Annotated in this window: 15 protein-coding genes; 9 read left to right on the plus strand and 6 right to left on the minus strand. The window is 71.2% G+C overall.

What is annotated here, in order from left to right:
* Window positions 1-4 precede the first annotated feature (4 nt).
* From AB0B90_RS11295 to AB0B90_RS11305, 3 genes are all read right to left on the minus strand, one after another.
* Complete coding sequence (locus tag AB0B90_RS11295) at window positions 5-853, minus strand: ABC transporter permease (protein WP_362895617.1); 849 nt, start codon at window positions 851-853, stop codon at window positions 5-7.
* Window positions 850-1,932, minus strand: coding sequence for an LLM class flavin-dependent oxidoreductase (locus AB0B90_RS11300; RefSeq protein ID WP_362922250.1), 1,083 nt, complete (start codon window positions 1,930-1,932; stop codon window positions 850-852). Before AB0B90_RS11300 ends, AB0B90_RS11295 begins: the two co-directional genes overlap by 4 nt.
* 151 nt (window positions 1,933-2,083) lie before the next feature.
* Window positions 2,084-2,848 (minus strand): TetR/AcrR family transcriptional regulator, encoded by a 765-nt coding sequence (locus AB0B90_RS11305; protein WP_362922252.1) that lies wholly within the window; start codon window positions 2,846-2,848, stop codon window positions 2,084-2,086.
* A 90-nt stretch (window positions 2,849-2,938) separates the two neighbouring features.
* Here AB0B90_RS11305 and AB0B90_RS11310 point away from each other — a divergent pair, with 90 nt between their 5' ends.
* Window positions 2,939-5,131 (plus strand): MMPL family transporter, encoded by a 2,193-nt coding sequence (locus AB0B90_RS11310; RefSeq protein WP_350948002.1) that lies wholly within the window; start codon window positions 2,939-2,941, stop codon window positions 5,129-5,131.
* A 174-nt stretch (window positions 5,132-5,305) separates the two neighbouring features.
* Here the strand turns inward: AB0B90_RS11310 and AB0B90_RS11315 are convergent, their stop codons facing one another.
* A complete protein-coding gene (locus tag AB0B90_RS11315) occupies window positions 5,306-6,244 on the minus strand; it encodes a bifunctional helix-turn-helix transcriptional regulator/GNAT family N-acetyltransferase (protein ID WP_362922254.1) in 939 nt (312 codons plus the stop codon).
* A 155-nt stretch (window positions 6,245-6,399) separates the two neighbouring features.
* Here AB0B90_RS11315 and AB0B90_RS11320 point away from each other — a divergent pair, with 155 nt between their 5' ends.
* The 5 genes from AB0B90_RS11320 (at window position 6,400) to thiI (ending at window position 12,491) form a co-directional block, all read left to right on the plus strand.
* Window positions 6,400-7,371, plus strand: coding sequence for a beta-propeller fold lactonase family protein (locus tag AB0B90_RS11320; protein ID WP_362922256.1), 972 nt, complete (start codon window positions 6,400-6,402; stop codon window positions 7,369-7,371).
* 370 nt (window positions 7,372-7,741) lie between these two features.
* Entirely contained in the window at window positions 7,742-8,767 is a 1,026-nt protein-coding gene (locus AB0B90_RS11325) for a 6-phosphofructokinase (protein WP_350948005.1), read from the plus strand.
* 308 nt (window positions 8,768-9,075) lie between these two features.
* Window positions 9,076-10,185: a DUF5931 domain-containing protein gene (locus AB0B90_RS11330; protein ID WP_362922258.1), complete on the plus strand. Its 1,110-nt coding sequence runs from the start codon at window positions 9,076-9,078 to the stop codon at window positions 10,183-10,185.
* A 180-nt stretch (window positions 10,186-10,365) separates the two neighbouring features.
* A complete protein-coding gene (locus AB0B90_RS11335) occupies window positions 10,366-10,995 on the plus strand; it encodes a response regulator transcription factor (RefSeq protein WP_350948141.1) in 630 nt (209 codons plus the stop codon).
* A gap of 293 nt (window positions 10,996-11,288) precedes the next feature.
* Entirely contained in the window at window positions 11,289-12,491 is a 1,203-nt protein-coding gene (gene thiI / locus AB0B90_RS11340) for a tRNA uracil 4-sulfurtransferase ThiI (RefSeq protein ID WP_350948007.1), read from the plus strand.
* A 137-nt stretch (window positions 12,492-12,628) separates the two neighbouring features.
* Here thiI and aroF read toward each other — a convergent pair whose 3' ends face one another.
* Window positions 12,629-13,666 (minus strand): 3-deoxy-7-phosphoheptulonate synthase, encoded by a 1,038-nt coding sequence (gene aroF / locus AB0B90_RS11345; protein WP_350948008.1) that lies wholly within the window; start codon window positions 13,664-13,666, stop codon window positions 12,629-12,631.
* Between the two features lie 350 nt (window positions 13,667-14,016).
* On the opposite strand from aroF, the gene AB0B90_RS11350 reads away from it, so the two are divergent.
* From AB0B90_RS11350 to AB0B90_RS11360, 3 genes are read left to right on the plus strand one after another with little or no spacing between them, the layout of a single operon-like run.
* Complete coding sequence (locus AB0B90_RS11350) at window positions 14,017-14,658, plus strand: molybdopterin-dependent oxidoreductase (RefSeq protein ID WP_362895602.1); 642 nt, start codon at window positions 14,017-14,019, stop codon at window positions 14,656-14,658.
* 48 nt (window positions 14,659-14,706) lie between these two features.
* The gene (locus tag AB0B90_RS11355) at window positions 14,707-15,951 is read left to right on the plus strand and encodes a histidine kinase (RefSeq protein ID WP_350948009.1); all 1,245 of its coding nucleotides are present in this window, start codon (window positions 14,707-14,709) and stop codon (window positions 15,949-15,951) included.
* Window positions 15,952-16,001: 50 nt separating this feature from the next.
* Window positions 16,002-16,790 carry a LytTR family DNA-binding domain-containing protein gene (locus AB0B90_RS11360; protein ID WP_350948010.1) on the plus strand — a complete coding sequence of 263 codons (789 nt, stop codon included), beginning with the start codon at window positions 16,002-16,004 and terminating at the stop codon, window positions 16,788-16,790.
* 1,191 nt (window positions 16,791-17,981) lie between these two features.
* Here AB0B90_RS11360 and AB0B90_RS11365 read toward each other — a convergent pair.
* The gene (locus tag AB0B90_RS11365) at window positions 17,982-18,821 is read right to left on the minus strand and encodes a deoxyribonuclease IV (protein WP_350948011.1); all 840 of its coding nucleotides are present in this window, start codon (window positions 18,819-18,821) and stop codon (window positions 17,982-17,984) included.
* Between the last annotated feature and the right edge of the window lie 68 nt (window positions 18,822-18,889).

The following is an 18,889-nucleotide window of genomic DNA, read 5'->3' on the forward strand; positions in this document are numbered from 1 at the left end:
TTTCCTAGGTACGGCCGCGCCAGGGAACCAGGCGGCGGTCCAGCGTTTGCAGGAGGAAGTCGATGAGCAGGCCGGACAGGCCGATGACGATGATCCCGAGCACCACCACGTCCGTCTGGTTGTAGCGCTGGGCGTCGCGGACCATCCCGCCGATGCCGGGCACGCCGTTCACGGTCTCGGCGGCGACCACCGTGGTGTAGGCGACGCCCACGGCCACCCGTACCCCCGTGATGATCTCGGGCAGCGCGCTCGGCAGCACCACACGCAGCGGCAGCTCGTGCCGGCGGGCACCCAGCGAGCGGGCCGCGTTCAGGTAGTCCTCGTGCACGCCGCGTACGGCGTCGGCGGTGGCCACCGCGACCGGCGGGAGCGCGGCGAGCAGCAGGAGCCAGATCTTGGGCTCCTCGTCGATGCCGAACCAGATCACCAGCAGGCTGAGGTACGCCAGCGGCGGCAGGGTGCGCACGAACGTGACCAGCGGGCCGAGCAGCGCGCGCAGCGTGGGGACCATGCCGATCAGCAGTCCCAGCGCGATGCCGCCCGTCACCCCGTACAGGCAGCCGAGCAGGATGCGGCGCAGGCTGGTCAGCAGGTGCTCCTGGAGGGTGTGGCCGCTCACCCCTTCGGCGGTGGTGCGCAGGAACCGGTCCCAGACCGCGACGGGCTCCGGCACGAAGACCGGTGGCCAGATCCCGGCCATGGCCACCGCCTGCCAGATCGCGACCAGCGCGACGATCGCCCCGGCCCGCAGCGCGAGGGCCCGCCACAATCCGGGGCCCTGCTCGCCTCCGGAGACGCCGGTGCGGCGGGGGCGGAGACGGGGGAGGCGGGGAGGGGCGGTGAGGACGCTCACGTGACGAGGGCGGGGGTCGCGAGCCGGGGAAGGACGAAGTCGCCCACCCGCCAGGCCTCCTCCAGATGCGGCCAGCCGGACAGCACGAACTCCGACAGGCCCAGCTCGGCGTACTCGCGGAGGCGCTCGGCGACCTCCGTGTAGCTGCCGACCAGCGCGGTGCCCGCCCCCTCCCTGACCAGCCCGACCCCCGCCCAGAGGTTGGGCGAGATCTCCAGCGCGTCCGCCGAACCCCCGTGGAGGTCGGCCATGCGGCGCTGTCCCACGGAGTCCATCCGGGCGAACCGCGCCTGGGCGGCGGCGATCCTGTCCGGGTCCATGCCGTCGAGCAGGCGCCGGGCGTGCGTCCAGGCCTCCTCGGAGGTGTCGCGGGCGATGACGTGGAGCCGGATGCCGAACCGTAGCTCGCGGCCCGCCTCGGCGGCGAGCTTGCGCATCCTGGCGACCCGTTCGGCGATCGTCGCCGGAGGCTCGCCCCACATCAGGTAGACGTCCGCCCCGGCGGCGGCCACTCGCTCCGCGGCGGGGGAGGCCCCGCCGAAATAGATGTCGGGGGTGTCGAGGAGCGGTGTGGCGAGTCCGCCCCCCGACACCCGGTAGTGCGCGCCCAGGTGGTCGAACGGCTCGCCCGCCCAGGTGCGCCTGAGCACCTCGATGAACTCGCCGGTGCGCTCGTAGCGGGCGTCGTGGTCGAGGAAGTCGCCGTAGGCGCGCTGCTCCAGGGGGTCGCCGCCGGTGACCACGTTGAGCAGGAGCCGTCCCCCGCTGATCTCCTGGAAGGTCTGCGCCTGCTGGGCGAGCAGCGTGGGGAGGGTGAAGCCCGGCCGGAAGGCGACCAGCAGCTTGATCCGCTCGGTCCGCGCCGCGACGGCGCCGCACACCACCAGCGGGTCGGGGCAGCCCGCGCCGACCGGGGTCAGCGCCGCCTCGAAACCCGCCGCCTCGGCGGCGCGGGCCACCTGGGACAGGTAGTCGAGCGTCGCGGGCCTGGCCGCGGCGCCGCCCACCGCGACGGTGGTCGTGGCGGGCCTGACATGGTGGCCGTCGCCGGTGGTCGGCAGGAACCAGTGCAAGCGCATCTTCGCCTCATCGGGCTCATACGGAACGGGGTGGTGCCCCCGATAGTAACCACATAATACCTATCTATAAAGAGGGAATTAGGGAGTGGCCAGGACAGGGGCCTGACCTCAAGGTTCATGGCCGGCCGTGCGGGTCTTCCGGGCCGGTGATTCAGGTTCCCGGTTCCCCGCCGGAGTCCGTGGAGGCCGACAGGTAGCCCGTGAGCAGGGTCTTGAGTTCGGTGGTCAGTTCCGCCGCGCGTTCCGGCGGTCCGGCCGCGACCAGCGGGAGCACCGCCCTGATGGTGGCCAGCATCATCGTGGCGATCAGCAGGCGCCGCTCCTCGCCGAGGCGGGGTGCGCGTACGGAGAGGGCCTCGGCGATGCGCCGGGCGATGTCCCGGTGGAGCCGCTCGGACGCCGTCGCCAGCCGGTCGCCGGTGGCGGAGCCGTGCAGCAGGGCCCAGTAGGCCGGGCGGGAGGCCTTGTAGGCGACGATCTCGTCGACCACCTGGTCGATCAGGTCGGCCGCGGGCATCCGTATGGCGTCGCCGGTGAGCCTGGCCTCCCAGTGCGCGCTCCGCCCATCGGTGAAGCGGCTGAGCAGGCCGTCCAGGATCTCCTCCTTGTTGCGGAAGAACTGGTAAAGCGAGCCCGGGGACATGCTCGCCCGCTCGGCCACCGCGTTCGTGGTCATGTCGGCGTAGCCGACCTCGGCGATCACCTCCTCGGCGGCGTCGAGGATCTCCTCCATCCGCCTGAGGCCGCGCGCCTGCCGTCTGACCGGCCGCCGCGCGGTCGCGGCCCGGCTGTCGCCGGCCTGGTCGTCGGCGGCTTGGTCGGTGGCGTGCCGGGCGGTCGCCCGCCCACCGGTCCTTCGCGCGGTCGTGGGCCGGTCGTCCGCCGGCTGTCCGGTCGCCGGACGTTTCTCAGGCATGCGTCATCCCGTTGACAAATACGAGCATTTACTTGTATTTCTGTCTCGAACCCTAAAACACGAGCAGTTTACCGAATTTCGGGGATGATCATGAAGACTGATCCGCGTCCGGTCGCGGCGCCTCCCGGGCCGCCGCTGAGACGGCTCGGCCGCCTCCTCGTACGGCGACGCCGCCTGGTGATGGTCCTCGCCCTACTCGGCGCCGTCGTGCTGGGAGCGCTGGCCTCGGGTACGGTGTCCGCGCTCTCCCTGGCCAGGTACGAGGCGCCCGGCTCGGAGTCCGACCGGGCGCAGGCGGAGCTGGCCGGGAGGTTCGGCACAGGGAGCGCCGACCTGGTCCTCCTGGTCACCGCCAGGAGCGGGACCGTCGACACCCCCGCCGTCGCCGCCTCCGGACGGGCGCTCACCACCCGGTTGGCGGCTTTCGAGGGCGTGGCCGAGACGGCGTCCTACTGGTCGCGGGGCAACCCCGCCACGCTGCGCAGCGAGGACGGCAGGCACGCGCTCGTGGTCGCCCGCATCCCCGGCGACGCCGATCGGGTCCGCTCCGAGATCCTGCCAAAGATCATTCCCGAGGTCCTGCGCGGCGACGCCGCGACCACCGTCAGGGCGGGCGGCGGCGAGGAGGTCTTCCGCCAGGCCGTGCCCCTGGCCAGGCAGGACTTCGTCCGTGCCGAGCTGGTCGTCGTCCCCATCGTGCTCGTACTGCTCTGGGTCCACCTGCGGCGCGTCCTCGCCGCGGTGCTACCGGTCGTGCTCGGCGCGCTGGCCATGGTGATCGGGCTGGCGCTGCTGCGGATACCGCTCCTGTACGCGGACGTGTCGACGTTCGCGCTGAATCTCACCCTGGCCATGGGACTCGGCCTGGGCGTCGACTACTCGCTGTTCATGATCGCCCGTTTCCGGGAGGAGGTGGGGCTGGGCAGGGACAGGCACGAGGCGGTCGCCCACGCCGTCGAGCGGGCCGGCCGTACGGTGATCTTCAGTGGGGTGACGGTCGCCGCCTCGCTGAGCGTGCTCCTGTTCATGCCCTTCGACTTCTTCCGCTCCTTCGCCTATGCCGGGATCGCGGTCGTCGCAGGGGGAGTGGTCGGCGCCGTGGTCGTGCTGCCCGCGATCCTCGCCGCCGTCGGCGACCGGGTGCTGTCGCGCCGGCCCGGGGCGGCGGGAGGAACCCTCTGGCGCGGCCTGGCGGCCCGCGTCATGCGCAGGCCGGTCGTCTACGGCGGGGTCGCGGCCGCGGTGCTCCTGCTGCTCGGCTCACCCTTCCTCGGCCTGCGCTTCGGCGTCGCCGACGACCGTGTCCTGCCCGTGTCCGCGCCCGCCAGGCAGACCTCGGACGTGATCCGCGCGGAGTTCCCCGCCGAGGAGACCGACGCCCTCCAGGTCGTCTCCGTGGGCGCGGCCGGAGCGCCCCCCGAGGCCGTGCCCGGTTACGCCGCCGCGCTCTCCCGCCTCCCGGGCGTCGCCCAGGTCGACTCCGCCGCCGGGTCGTACGCGAAGGGCGCCCGGATCTCGGCCGGAGACCCGTCGAGGTTCGCGGGAGCCGGGGGCACCTGGCTGTCGGTGGTCCCCTCCGCAGAGCTGATGGAGGACGACCCCGTTCGGCTGGTCCACGACGTCAGGGCGCTGAAGGCGCCGTTCGAGGTGCTGGTCGGCGGCTACCCGGCCGAGCTGGCCGACTACCGGCAGGCCGTGATCGAGCGGCTGCCGCCGCTGCTCGGACTGGTTTTGGCGATCACCTTCGCGGTGCTGTTCGTGATGACGGGCAGTGTGCTGATCCCGTTCAAGGCGACGGTGCTCAACCTGCTCAGCCTCTCGGTCATGTTCGGCGCCCTGGTCTGGATCTACCAGGACGGCAACCTGTCGGGGTGGCTGGGCTTCACCCCCACGGGGACCCTCGATCCGAGCATCCCGATCCTGATGTTCTGCGTCGCGTACGGGCTCTCGATGGACTACGAGGTCTTCCTGCTGTCACGGATCAAGGAGGAGTACGACCTGACCGGCGACACCTCGGGGGCCGTGGTGACCGGGCTCCAGCGCGGTGCCCCCCTCATCACGGCGGCGGGCGGGATCCTGGCGGTGTCGTTCGCGGCCTACGGCACCGCGGAGGTGGTCTTCGTGCAGATGCTGGGCGTGGGGATGGCGGTGGCGATCCTCGTGGACGCGACGGTGATCCGCGCGATCCTGGTTCCCGCCACGATGCGCCTGGCCGGTGAGGCCAACTGGTGGGCCCCGGGCCCCCTGCGCCGCCTCCACGCCCGCATCGGCCTGTCCGGCTGAACCCCGTCCGCCCACCCGCCGGACGGAGGGCGGGCACGTCCGGCGGGGAGACGCGCCGTCGTGGCGGATCCGGCGCTCCCGCTCCGCCGCGAAGGGGGTGGGGTCAGAGGTCGCAGGCCCGGGTCTCCTCGAAGAAAGGGCCGGGGATCGCGGGTCCAGATCTCCTCCACGGGGTCAGAGGTCGCGGGCCCAGATCTCCTCGACGAAGTCCTTGCCGTCCTTGCCGTCCTTGCCGTCCTTGCCGTCCCGGCCCCGCTCCTTCTCGACCAGCTCGAAGCCCGCCGCCCGGTAGATGCGCCTCGCGCCCAGCAGCACGTCCCTGGTCCACAGCATCATCCGCCGGTATCCGGCGGCCCTGGCGAAGCGCATGCACTCGTCCACCAGATGGGTGCCGATCCCCATGCCGCGCGCGGACGGCTCGACGAGCAGCATCCGCAGCTGCGCCGTCTCGTCGTCCCTGCGTACGCAGAAGACGCACCCGGCGCGCTCGCCGTCCACCTCGGCGATCCAGCCCGCCTCGCGCCGGGGGTCGTGGTCGTTCACGTATTCGGCCACGACCCCGGCCACCAGCGCCTCGAAGTCCATCCCCCAGCCCTGCTCCTGGCTGTAGAGCGCGCCGTGGCGGTAGACCACCCAGCCGAGGTCGCCGGGACGTGGCGGGCGGATGACGTACGGCCGGTCCGGCTTCGGCGCGCGGCCGAGGATCTCCTCGATCGTCGCCATGCTCGCGACCAGCCGTCCGCGGTCCTCCTCGGTCAGTCCGGCGAGCAGTTCGCGCACCTCCGCCGCCGCGCGCTCGTCGAAGCCCGCGAACCTCGTCCTGCCCTCGCCGGTCAGCTCGACCACCTGCCGCCGCGCGTCGGCGGTGGACCGCTCGCGCACCACGAGCCCTTCGCCCTCGAACCTGCCGAGCATCCGGCTGAGGTATCCGGCGTCGAGGCCGAGCAGCCGCCGCAGCTCGCTCGCCTCCATCCGGCCCGCCCGGTCCAGCTCGAACAGCACCCTCACCTCGGTGAGCGAGTAGGAGCTGTCGAGGATCCCCTGGTGAAGCAGGCCGATGTGCCCGGTGTAGAAGCGGTTGAAGGCGCGGACGTCCGCCACGTGTCTTTCCATGCTTGACAGCATCAACCGATTTATTGACGCAGTCAATGAATTAATCGGCACGGGCCGATGTGAGATCGGCCGTTCACTGCGCTAACTTCGCATTTTGCCCGAGAACGGATGATGATTCTGGGGGCGGCGCGTGCCGTGCCCATGACGGGAGCATGATGGCTGAGGTCGCGTACATCGGTGGGTACACCCCCGACACCGACGGGTCCGGGCCGGGGATCACCCTGGTCGAGCTGGGGAGCCTCGCGCGGCTCGGGGAGACGACGGCCTCCGGTCCCTCCTTCCTCACCGTCCACCCCACCCTCCCGATCCTGTACGCGGTGGGAGAGAGCGAGCGCGGCACCGTCGGCGTCTTCGCCCGAGCCGAGGACGGCACGCTGAGCCCGCTCGCGCAGCGGCCCAGTGAGGGATCGGCCCCCTGCCACCTCGCGGTGGACCCCACGGGCACGCGTCTGGCGGTGACCAACTACGGCGACGGCACGGTCAGCGTGCACGGCATCGACGGATCCGGCCTCCTGACCGATGTGTGGATCTTCCCCTACCGTGAGGGCGCCCACGCCCACCAGGCGGTCTTCGGCCCCGACGGGGTGCTGCACGTGAGCGACCTGGGCTCCGACGAGATCCGCCGCTACCTGGTCGGGGACGAGGTGGTCCCGCACCCCGCGGGGCCGGTGCGGCTCGCGTCCGGCATGGGGCCCCGGCACATGGCCTGGTCGGACGGCCACTGGTACGTGGCGGGCGAACTGGACGGCACCGTGCGCGTCTACGAGGTCTCCGACGCCTCCGGTCCCTCCGGCGGGCAGTGGCGCGAGATCGCGGTCGTCGCGGCCAGTGGGAGCGAGGGGCACAACCAGCCCTCGCACCTGGAGGTCTCCGGCGGCCTCGTCTACGTCGCCAACCGCGGGCCCGACACGATCTCGGTCTTCTCCGGCCCCGAACCGGAGCGGGTGGCCGAGGTTCCCTGCGGCGGTGTCTGGCCGCGGCACTTCGCCATCGCCGACGGTCACATGTACGTGGCCAACCAGCGCTCGAACGGCGTCGCCGTGCTCCCGCTCAGGTCCGGCCTCCCTCAGCCCGCGGAAGAGGTCTTCGCCGTCGGCACCCCCTCCTGCGTACTGCCCTTGCCATAGGGCCCCGTCATGGACACCGTCATGGGGCCCTGTCATAGGACGCCGTCACAGGGCGCTGTCACACGGCCGCTCCCGCAGGGCCCCCGCCGCCCTCGTCGTGAAGGTGCTCACCGGAGGCTTTCCCGAGGCGTCCGGTGAGCCTCCGACGTGCGCGCCGGGCAGGACGCGGGAGGAGAGGGGCGCCCCCGCGCGGCCCGTGCGCTCCGCCGTCGATCGTGAGAAACGACATGTGAGGACGACTACACTTGGTCTAGACCACTGGGCGCATCTGCGGGCAGAATGCGTTGCGTCGGTGGCGAAAATCCGTTGCCGGACGACCAAGCCACCTAGTCTGGCCATCTTGAACCGACACTCATTACCGGAGGATGCCATGCGTATCGGAGTGCTCACCGGCGGCGGCGACTGCCCCGGCCTGAACGCCGTTATCCGCGCCGTCGTGCGCAAGGGAGTGGGTGTTCACGGGCATGAGTTCGTCGGGTTCCGCGACGGCTGGCGGGGTCCCCTCGAGGGCGAGACCATGCCGCTCGACATCAATGCCGTACGTGGAATCCTGCCCCGTGGCGGAACGATCCTGGGCTCGTCGCGGACGAACCCGATCAAGATCGAAAACGGCGTTGAGAGGATCAAGGAGAACCTCGCGAAGAGCGGGGTCGACGCGCTGATCGCGATCGGCGGCGAGGACACCCTCGGCGTGGCCAAGCAGCTCTTCGACAAGGGCGTGAAGGTCGTCGGCGTGCCCAAGACGATCGACAACGACCTCAACGCGACCGACTACACCTTCGGCTTCGACACGGCCGTCAACATCGCCGTCGAGGCGATCGACCGGCTGCACACCACGGCCGAGTCCCACCACCGCGCGCTGATCTGCGAGGTCATGGGCCGCCACGCGGGCTGGATCGCCCTGCACGCCGGAATGGCGGGCGGCGCCAACGTCATCCTCATCCCGGAGAAGCCCTTCGACATCGACAAGGTGTGCGCCTACGTCGAGTCCCGCTTCGAGACGAAGTACGCGCCGATCATCGTCGTGGCCGAGGGTGCGCACCCGGTCGAGGGCCAGATGGCGCTGCAGGCGGGCGAGCTCGACGCCTTCGGGCACGTGCGGCTCGGCGGCATCGGCGAGACCCTCGCCAAGGAGATCGAGAAGCGCACCGGCAAGGAGGCCCGCACCACCGTGCTCGGCCACATCCAGCGCGGTGGCACCCCCACGGCCTTCGACCGGGTGCTGGCCACCCGGTTCGGCCTGCAGGCGATCGACGCGGTGCAGGAGGGCGACTTCGGGAAGATGGTCGCCCTTCAGGGCACCGAGATCGTCCGGGTCGGTCTCGACGAGGCCACCAAGGAGCTGAAGACCGTGCCGACCGGCCGTTACGAGGAGGCCGAGGTCTTCTTCGGCTGAGCCACGCTTTCCGAGGCGTCCCCCTTGCGGGGACGCCTGCAAGCGTTCTGCAAGCGGCCTCTCCTAACCTCCCGGCAGGGCGGCCGCCCGCGATTCCCCTCCGTGTACGGCTTGCGCCTTGACCAGGCAGAAGCGGGGGCGCAAGCCGTACACCATCGCCCTCCTCGCTCCGGGACCCACCGGGCGCGAACCGCTCGGGGACGAACGGGAGCCGAAGAGTGACGGATCTCTCGTCGGCGAATCATCGCGGCTCGTCGCCTTTCCGATGAGCGGCTCGTCGCCTATCCGATGAAAGGTGCGGGCGACGGGTGACGGGAATCGAGGATCCGTTCTGGCGTGCGATCGCGGTCTTCCGCGTCGCGTCCCTCGCGTACGCGGCGGTCCTGCTCATCCGCGCCGGAGGGTACGCCCACCCGGCGACCGGCTGGGTGGTGATCGGCGTCATGGCGCTGTGGACCGTGGCGACGATCTTCGCCTACTCCGTCGAGGAGTTCCGCGGCCGGCCACTGCTCGCCGCCGACATGCTCGTGACCATGGGTTGCCTGCTCGCCACCCCGGCCGTACAGGGCGTCTACCAGCAGGGCAGCCTGCCGATCACCGGCACCTGGATGGGCGGGGCGGTGCTCGCCTGGGGAGTGTACGGCGGGCGGCGGCTGGGGGCGGTGGCCGCGCTGATCGTCTCGCTCGCCGACCTGTGGCTGCACGGCATTCCCGGTGGCGACTTCGAGACGCTGCCGATCAACGGCACCGTCCTGCTCTTCCTCGCCGGTGTGGTCGTCGGGCACGTCGCCCGGCTGGCCAAGAAGGCCGAGGAACGCATGCAGCAGGCGATCGAGCTGGAGGCGGCCGGCCGGGAGCGGGAACGGCTCGCGAGGGGAATCCACGACTCGGTGCTCCAGGTGCTCGCGCTGGTCCAGCGACGCGGGCAGGAGATCGGTGGTGAGGCGGCCGAGCTGGGCAGGCTCGCGGGCGAGCAGGAGGCCGCCCTGCGCGAGCTGGTCAGGCTCAGGCCGGAGCCGCCCGCCCTCGGCACCGCGGACCTGTGCGCACTGCTGCACCGGTACGGCTCGGCCACGGTCACCGTCGCCGCCCCGGCGACCCCGCTCACCCTGCCCGCGGCCACCGCGACGGAGCTGGCCGCCGCGGTCGGGGCCGCCCTGGACAACGTCGCCCGCCACTGCGGGGCGCGGGCGCCCGCCTGGGTCTTCGCCGAGGGCGAGGACGGGCTGGTCACCGTGACGGTGCGGGACGAGGGGCCGGGCATCGCTCCCGGACGCCTGGAGGAAGCCGCCGCCGACGGGCGCCTCGGTGTCGCGCAGTCCATCAGGGGCCGTATCGCCGACCTCGGCGGCACGGTCACCGTGATCTCGGGTCCCGGCCGGGGTACCGAGATCGAGATGTCGGTCCCGGTCGGTTAGGTCGGTGAGAGAGCCGGTCGAGTGACCGCACAAAGTGTTGATCAACATTGGACGCGGCCGGGCCGACCTGTCGCGACCTGCGGTTCACCCGAAGGCCGAACACCGCGTGGGCTGTACTCGACCGGCGCTCCAGGCGTGTCGCCCGGGACGGAACAGTCCTAAGGTGGGCCAATGCGCGTGATGGTGGTGGACGACCACCCGATGTGGAGGGACGGGGTGGCCAGGGATCTGGCCGAGGCCGGGTACGAGGTCGTGGCCACGGTCGGGGAGGGGCGCCAAGCCGTCCGGGTGGCCGCGGCGGTCCGGCCGGAGCTGGTCGTGCTCGATCTGCAACTGCCCGACCTGCCGGGGGTCGAGGTGGCGAGGAGCCTGGCCGCCGCTGATTCGCCGCCCCGGGTGCTGGTCCTGTCGGCCAGCGGCGAGCAGGAGGACGTACTGGAGGCCATCAAGGCGGGCGCGTCGGGATATCTCCTGAAATCCGCGAGCAAGGAGGAGTTCCTCGACGCGGTCAGGCGTACCGCCGAGGGCGACGCGGTGTTCACTCCAGGGCTGGCGGGACTCGTCCTGGGGGAGTACCGCAGGCTGGCGGCCAGACCCGCGCCCGAGGCGACGCCCCGCCTGACCGAGCGGGAGACCGAGGTGCTCCGCCTGGTGGCCAAGGGCCTGTCGTACAAGCAGATCGCCGAGCGTCTCGTGCTCTCCCACCGGACGGTGCAGAACCATGTCCAGAACACGCTGAACAAGCTCCAGCTCCACAATCGGGTGCAACTGGTCCGCTACGCGATCGAACAGGGCCTCGACGGGTCGTAGGGACGACCCGGGTGCGGCGGAGGCGTCCGGACGGCGATCACGCGGACGGGTTTCGCCGAAGGGCGGAGGCGCTCCGGACGGCGATCACGTGGACGGGTCTCGGCGGGGTGCGGGCGACGATCCGGGTGACGGCGCAATCGGATTGACGGCGCGACTAAAGTGGCAAGGTCGAGACGTTGTCTTTGCGCGAGCACGCGAGAGACTTGACGGTGACTCCCTGACGACTCCCTGACGGTGACTCCCCGACGTCCCCGACTCCCCGTTCCCCTCGAAGCTCCACCGGAGGTCGCACCATGACCATGTCCGCCTTGGGCGAGCCCTGCGTTCTGCTCAAACTGGGCGAGGTCGTCCTCAAGGGCAACAACCGCGAGCTCTTCGAACGCAGGTTGCAGGCCAACATCAAGGCCGCCCTGAAGGACGTCGGCGTCAAGGTCGACGTACGGCAGCGCCACGGTGTCATCGCGCTCTTCCTGCCGGACGGCAGCGAGGTCGAGGTCGCCGACGCGGTCGCCGAGCGCGTCTCGTACGTCCCCGGCCTGGTCTGGGTGCACCGCGCCTGGCGGGTGGAGAAGGACCCCTCGGCGATCACCAAGGCGGCCATCGAGTTGCTGGCCGACCGCGACGACGTGAGGCGCGGCGTCTCCTTCGCGGTCCGCTCCCGTCGCCGCGACAAGCGCTTCCCGCTCACCTCGATGCAGCTGGACCGCTCGGTCGGCGGCGAGCTCAACGACATCTACGGCCTGCCGGTCGACCTGAAGCGCCCGGAGCTGGTCGTCTCCATCGAGGTCGACCGCGACGAGGCGTTCGTCTTCACCGGCGGGCAGCCCGGCCAGGGCGGGCTGCCGGTCGGCACCAGCGGCAGGGGCCTGGTGCTGATGTCGGGCGGCATCGACTCCCCGGTGGCCGCCTACCGGATGATGCGCCGGGGCCTGCGGGTCGACTTCCTGCACTTCTCCGGCATCCCCTTCACCACCTCCGAGTCCATCTACAAGGCGTACGCGCTGGTCAGAGCGCTCGACAAGTTCCAGGGCGGGTCCCGGCTGTGGGTCGTCCCCTTCGGCAAGGCCCAGCAGTCGATCAAGGCTTCGGGGCAGGACCGCCTGGCGATCATCACCCAGCGGCGCCTGATGCTGAAGACCGGCGAGGAGGTCGCCCGTCGCCTGCGCGCCGGCGCCCTGGTCACCGGTGACTCCCTGGGACAGGTCTCCTCGCAGACGCTGCAGAACATCACCGCCCAGGACGACGCCGTCGACATGCCGATCCTGCGCCCCCTCATCGGCCTCGACAAGACCGAGATCATGGCCGAGGCGCGCCGCATCGGCACCCTGGCGATCTCCGAGCTGCCCGACGAGGACTGCTGCACGCTTCTCGCCCCCCGCCGGGCCGAGACCGCCGCGAAGGTCGCCGACCTGAAGAAGATCGAGCGCCGCCTGGACGCCGAGGAACTCGCCGTCCAGCTCGCCGGGTCTCTGCAGGAGTACAGGCTCGACGCCTGAACCGTTCCCCTCGGGCGACGGGCGTCGCCCGAGGGGGTGCTACGGGGCCACCGAGGGGCCACGAGGACCACGAGGGCCACAGGGGCGCTACTGAGGGGCCGCCGAGCCGACCGGTGAGACCGAACCGGCGGCTCCCGTCAGGCGGGGGCGAGGAGGTCGCCGGCGGCGACCTTGCCCAGCAGCGGCGGGAGGTGCTCCATCACCTGGGCGAGCTCCTCCAGGTCTGCGTCGACCAGCGCCTGAGGGCCGTCGCAGAGGGCCTGGGCGGGATTCGGGTGCACATCGATGATCACACCGTCGGCGCCGACGGCGATGGCCGCGCGGGTGAGGGGCAGGACCAGGTCGCGGTGCCCGCCCGAGTGGGACGGGTCGACGATCACCGGCAGGTGCGAAAGCCGCTGGGCGAGCGGCACCGCCGAGACGTCCAGGGTGTTGCGGGTGGCGGTCTCGAAGGTGCGGATGCCGCGCTCGCACAGCACGATGTCGAGGTTGCCGCGCTGGGCGACGTACTCGGCGGCCATCAGCCACTCCTCGATGGTGGCGCTCATCCCGCGCTTGAGCATCACCGGCTTGCCGGCGGCGCCGACGGCCTGCAGCAGCGCGAAGTTCTGCGCGTTGCGGGTGCCGACCTGGAGCATGTCGGCGTAGGAGGCGACCAGTTCGACGTCGGCGGCGTCGACGACCTCGGTGACGACGGGAAGCCCGGTCTCCTCGCGCACGTCGGCGAGGATGCGCAGGCCCGCCTCACCGAGCCCCTGGAAGGCGTACGGGGAGGTGCGGGGCTTGTAGGCGCCGCCGCGCAGCAGGGTGGCACCGGCGGCCTTCGCCATCAGGGCGGCCTTCAGGGTCTGCTCCGGGGTCTCCACCGCGCACGGCCCGGCGATCAGGGTGACCGTGTCCGGGCCGATCGGCACGCCGCCGACGCGGACGGTGGACCGTTCGGGATGGTTGTCGCGGCTCACCAGCTTGTACGGCGCGCTCACCCGCATCACGTCGGCCACCCCGGGCATCCCGCGCAGGTCGAGGGTGGCGAACTGGGCGATGTCGCCGACCAGGCCGATGATCGTGCGGCTCACCCCCCGGCTGACGAACGCCTCCCCTCCCACCGAGCTGATGATCTTCACGATCGACTCGACGTCCTCCCGCGTGGCGTCCGGACCCATGACGATGACCATTTCTCTCCCTCTCGATCACTCCGTCGGCGCCCGCCGATCCCGGCCGGCTCCGATGTTTCCCGCAGTGGTTGTGACGTTCTCGACGAAGGCCGGAAAAGCAGAAGGCCCCGGGTCCGAAAACCGGACCCGGGGCCTTCTGTTCGCCAGGCTGTCAGCGCAGCATCTGGAGGCGAACGGTCCGACCTGAGGGTCCGTCGCCATACCAAAACCAGAACGCGGTGCGCATAGCGGGAAATGATAGCGCACGCGGAGAGCACACCCTTCCCGCGACCCCGGGGCCAGGCAGAAGAGCGCTATGCGACAGCCACCGAGAGGCCGGGAAATCCGCGATGGCAGGATTACCCCGTGCCATGGGGGAAACGGCGAGGGGAGTGATGGTGGAGCAGTCCGAACCTTCGGAGGAGTCTCGCCTGCCCCCGGGCCAGTACGTCCCCCGGGGCAGGCCGGTGATCCACTACGGCCGGGTGCCCACGTTCCGCCCGGCGACCTGGCAGCTGCACGTCATGGGGGCGACCGCCTCCGGCGAGCAGCACCGCTTCAGCTGGCCGCAGTTCTCGGAACTGCCACGCACCACGATCGTGGCCGACTTCCACTGCGTCACCAAGTTCTCGATCATGGGCAACGAGTGGAACGGGGTGTCCACGGCGACGCTGATGGAGATCGCCCCGCCCGCGCCCGACGTGAGGCACGTGATGATCTGGGGTGAGTACGGCTACAGCGCCAACATCCGCATCGGCGACTTCACCCGTCCTCAGACGATGTTCGCGCTGGAGTTCGACGAGAAACCCATCTCCCCGGAGCGCGGCTTCCCGGTGCGGATGATCGTCCCGCACCTGTACGCCTGGAAGAGCGTCAAGTGGGTCCGCGCCGTGGAGTACCTGCTGGAGGACAGGCGCGGTTTCTGGGAGGAGCGCGGCTACCACAACATCGCCGACCCCTGGCGTGAGCAGCGCTACTCCTATCAGGAGGAAGCGGGCGAAGGTCCACCGTGATCGGTGTTCGCCCCTGATCAGAGGGGTCGGTTGACTACCGTTTCCCGCATGTCGACCACCGGCTGGACGCTGCTCTGCGCCTTCAGCGCCATCCTCGGATTCCTCCTCCCCCGCCCGCGCCGGGAGCATCCGGACCGTTCGGGCACCCCGATGGACGAGGCCACCTTCCTCGCACTGCACATCGCGGCGATGGCGGCACCCTCGCTGCGGGCCGGGCTCACCCGCGAGTCCGCCGGCAAGGCGGCCCGCCACCTGCGCGCCCTGCTGGGCACCGGCGCCGTCGCGGTCGCCGACACCGGCGGCCTGCTCGCCTGGGACGGCGCGGCGGGCTGCCATCGCGACCACCTGCCCGAGCACGCCCGCGGCGTCCTGGCCCCGGCCGGCCCTCGGGCGGTGGCAGGACAGGATCTGAGCTGTGGCACACCGGGCTGCGTCATCCGGAGCGGCGTCGTCGTACCGCTCACCGTCGACGGGCGGGTGGTCGGCGCACTCGCCGCGTACGACACCGTGATGGGCGCGGCACTGGCGCGTACCGTCACCGAGGTCGCCCGCTGGGTCTCCGGGCAGCTGGAGCTGGCCGAGGTCGCCTCCTCGCGGCGGCGGACGATGGAGGCCGAGATGCGGGTGCTGCGCGCCCAGATGTCCCCGCACTTCGTCTACAACGCGCTGACCACCATCGCCTCGTTCGTCCGTACCGACCCCGACCGGGCGCGGGAACTGCTGGTGGAGTTCGCCGACTTCAACCGGTACGCGCTGCGCCGGGCCCGTGACTTCGCCACCCTCGCCGAGGAGCTGCACTGCGTGGATCGCTACCTGCTGCTGGAACGTGCCAGGTTCGGCGACCGGCTGCACGTCACCCTCAAGGTCGCGCCGGAGGTGCTGTCGCTCTCCGTCCCGTTCCTCTGCCTGCAACCCCTGGTGGAGAACGCCGTCAAGCACGGGGTGGCCGCCGCGGGACAGCGCGGCGAGGTCCGGGTGGTCGTCAGCGACGCCGGACCCGAGGCCCACATCAGCGTGCAGGACGACGGCCTGGGCATGCCACCCGAGCGGACCCGGCTGCTCCTCGACGGCGGCCTCCCGCGTGAAGGCTCACATGAGGGCTCACCGGGAGGCCCGCCCGAGGACGGGGAGGGTGGGATCGGGCTGGCCGAAGTCGACGTGCGGTTCCGTCAGATGTACGGAGAGGACTACGGCCTGGTCGTGGAGAGTGCCCCGAACGCGGGCACCACGGTGAGGCTCCGCGTTCCCAAGCTCCCACCGCCGATAGCTATTTGTAGTCAAACTATTACCTGAAGTCGCCGTGAGGCTTGCGGCGGATGCGATTGGAAGGGCAGCGTAGGGCCATGTTGCGAGTCCTTGCCGTTGACGACGAGGTCCCCGCTCTTGAGGAGATCGCCCATCTCCTCCGCCAGGACCCCCGGATCGAGCACGTCTCCACAGCCCTGGGCGGCGTCACCGCGCTCCAGGACATGGTCCAGATGATCGGTACGGGCGAGCGGCTGGACGGGGTCTTCCTCGACATCCGGATGCCCGGCCTCGACGGCCTCGACCTGGGCAGGCTCATCGCGGGCTTCCCCAACCCGCCCCGGCTGGTCTTCGTCACCGCCCACGAGGATTGCGCGGTGCAGGCCTTCGAGCTGGAGGCGGTGGACTACCTGCTCAAACCGGTCAGGGCCGACCGGCTGGCCGAGGCGGTGCGGCGTCTGGAGTCCATGGTTCCCGCGGCGCCCGCCCTCGTGCCCGAGGACGTCATCCCGGTCGAGCTCGCCGGACGGACGAGGTTCGTGCCCCAGCAGGCGGTCTGGTTCGCCGAGGCGCAGGGGGACTACGTCCGGCTGCACACCGACGAGGGCAGCTACCTGGTCCGCATGCCGCTCGCCGCGCTGGAGCGGCGGTGGGCGGGATCGGGGTTCATCAGGGTGCACCGCAGCACGCTCGTCTCGGTGCGGCACGTGAGCGAGCTGCGCTTCGACGGCGGCCGGGTGATGCTCAGGGTCGGCACCGAGACGCTCCCGGTCAGCCGCCGCCACACCCGCCAGGTCCGCGAGCGGCTCGTCCGCCAGTTCCGCGACCGTCCGGCCGTTCCCGGCGTGACCCGGACCAGGCCCCTGCCCTCCGCCGCCCTGCGCTAGCCACCCGCGTCTCCCTCGCGGATCGAGGGGCCCGTCCAGCGGATCCGGCCGCCCCTTTCTCACGGGAGTTCCGTCGCGCCGGCCCGGCTCCGGCGGGGAGTTCCGCACCGGTTTCGTCGGCTTCGCCGACGCGAACCTGGCGCCGACGATCAGGACTCACCGCTCGAAGACGCGGGGCCGGGGGCGTGCCCCGCCCGTTCTCCGTCTTTTGTGGCTTTCACGGCGTCCTGCCGGACCCCGTGCGGGTTTTCCCGGCGGCTACTCACTCCTCTCGCGGCCGTAGACCGCCGCGGGAGTTTCCCCCTGGGGTCGGCGCCGTCGCGGCCTCCTGTGGCGATTCACGCCCGTGTGGACACCGGCATGCCCACCTTCGGCCGGTGGACCTTCGTCCGTGTCCCCGATCGCCGCCCCCGACAACCGGCTCGGGGTGACCCGCACCCGTCCCGGCGGTTGGTCCAGGGCGACATGTGTCCGTTCAGAGCGATCGGGTCCAGGGTGACCCGCACCCGCCTCGGTGGCGGGCCGGGGAGGCCAGTGCCACGCGTAGACGCCTCCGCCTGGGGCGCCCACCCGCCGTCGCCGGACTCCCGGTCGCGGGCGTTTCGTGCGCCCTGCCGACATCTCTCCGTACCGGTGTCCACACAGGCTCCACGAGCCCCCGATCGACCGTTCGTCGTCCGCCGACGGCCGCTCGTCGTGCCGACGCTCTCCGCACATCGACAACTACGAACCGTTAATCGCGCTGGAGGGAAAGCGCCGCTCGCTCGTCTGGACGCGCCTCTAGTGTTCCCTCATCGGAGAGCGGGACCCGCCGCGTCAGGGGGGGACAGAGAGCCGCGAGGCTCGGGTAAGACCTGACGTGCGGACATCGGGTGACCGTCGAGAGCCGGCGACATCCGGTCACTCGGCCGCCGGGTCCTCGGCCAAAAGGGGAGGGGCCGCCGATCTCCGATATGACGGGACGCCCGCGCGTAGCCGACGGGCCGGACCGTGATCCGGCCACACGGGGGCGGTCGGATCACGAGGACGGGCGTCCCGTCCGACCCCACGAGCCCGGTGACGCGGGCTCCGTCGGACGGCGAACGCCCGGACGGAGGCCGGAAGGAACACCGAGACGATCGTCCGGGCGAACGCCGAGCCGAACAGGCGGGTGAGACCGGGACGAACACCGGAAGGCGGCCGGTCGTCGCGTCAGGTGTCGCGGAGCTTCTTGAGCAGGTCGATGTCCTCGCGGTGCTTCTCCGCGCCGCCCGGCGTCTCGATGCAGAACGGGACGCCCGCCACCACGGGGTGGCGCATCATCTCGGCGAAGGACGCGGCGCCGATGTGGCCGGCGCCGATGTTCTCGTGCCGGTCCCTCCTGGAGGCGCACGGGTCCTTGGAGTCGTTGGCGTGGACCAGTTTGAGCCGCCCGGGGGCGATGGCGTGCAGGGCGTCCAGGGTCTCGTTGAGGCCCTCGGAGGTCGACAGGTCGTGCCCGGCGGAGAAGACGTGACAGGTGTCGAAGCAGATGCCCGCCTTCGGGTGCCAGCCGAGGGCCTCCAGGTAGGGCTCCAGGTCCTGGACGGTCGCGCAGAGGACCCCGCCCTGCCCGGCCATCGACTCCAGCAACAGGTCGGGGCCGTCCTCGGGGATCTCCTCCAGGAGCGGCAGAAGATGCTCGTGCAACTGCCGCAGGGCGGCCTCGCGGGACTGGCTCACCGCCGACCCCGTGTGGATCACCACTCCCTTCGCGCCGATCGCGTGGGCACGCAGCAGGTTGTGCCGCACGGCGGCCACCGACTTCTCCAGCGTCTCGGGACTGGGAGATCCCATGTTGACCAGGTAGGAGGCGTGCACGAAGGAGAGCATGCCCGATTCGCGCAGCTTGGCGTCCTGGACGGGGTCGCCTGCGGCGAGCGCCCAGCCGCGGGGGTTGCTGACGAACACCTGGATCATCTCGGCGCCGATGTCCGCGGCGTAGCGCAACCCGCCCTTGGCGAGGCCACCGGTGACGGAGACGTGCCCGCCGATGAGGGAGAGTGAAGTCATAGTGCAAACATCTTAGGCACCGTCCAGGGGGCCGCCCCGCTCCCGGCGATCGGCGTTTCTTATCGTGT

It is taken from the genome of Streptosporangium sp. NPDC049078, assembly GCF_040648855.1.
Lineage (GTDB): Bacteria > Actinomycetota > Actinomycetes > Streptosporangiales > Streptosporangiaceae > Streptosporangium.

Excerpts from the sequence above, each read along its gene's own strand:
- AB0B90_RS11350 (WP_362895602.1), top strand. The coding sequence starts at position 14,017 with ATGGGGGAAACGGCGAGGGGAGTGATGGTGGAGCAGTCCGAACCTTCG.
- AB0B90_RS11300 (WP_362922250.1), bottom strand. The coding sequence starts at position 1,932 with ATGCGCTTGCACTGGTTCCTGCCGACCACCGGCGACGGCCACCATGTC.
- thiI (WP_350948007.1), top strand. The coding sequence starts at position 11,289 with ATGACCATGTCCGCCTTGGGCGAGCCCTGCGTTCTGCTCAAACTGGGC.
- AB0B90_RS11335 (WP_350948141.1), top strand. The coding sequence starts at position 10,366 with ATGGTGGTGGACGACCACCCGATGTGGAGGGACGGGGTGGCCAGGGAT.
- AB0B90_RS11315 (WP_362922254.1), bottom strand. The coding sequence starts at position 6,244 with ATGGAAAGACACGTGGCGGACGTCCGCGCCTTCAACCGCTTCTACACC.
- AB0B90_RS11365 (WP_350948011.1), bottom strand. The coding sequence starts at position 18,821 with ATGACTTCACTCTCCCTCATCGGCGGGCACGTCTCCGTCACCGGTGGC.
- AB0B90_RS11320 (WP_362922256.1), top strand. The coding sequence starts at position 6,400 with ATGGCTGAGGTCGCGTACATCGGTGGGTACACCCCCGACACCGACGGG.
- AB0B90_RS11305 (WP_362922252.1), bottom strand. The coding sequence starts at position 2,848 with ATGCCTGAGAAACGTCCGGCGACCGGACAGCCGGCGGACGACCGGCCC.
- AB0B90_RS11355 (WP_350948009.1), top strand. The coding sequence starts at position 14,707 with ATGTCGACCACCGGCTGGACGCTGCTCTGCGCCTTCAGCGCCATCCTC.
- AB0B90_RS11310 (WP_350948002.1), top strand. The coding sequence starts at position 2,939 with ATGAAGACTGATCCGCGTCCGGTCGCGGCGCCTCCCGGGCCGCCGCTG.
- AB0B90_RS11360 (WP_350948010.1), top strand. The coding sequence starts at position 16,002 with ATGTTGCGAGTCCTTGCCGTTGACGACGAGGTCCCCGCTCTTGAGGAG.
- AB0B90_RS11325 (WP_350948005.1), top strand. The coding sequence starts at position 7,742 with ATGCGTATCGGAGTGCTCACCGGCGGCGGCGACTGCCCCGGCCTGAAC.
- aroF (WP_350948008.1), bottom strand. The coding sequence starts at position 13,666 with ATGGTCATCGTCATGGGTCCGGACGCCACGCGGGAGGACGTCGAGTCG.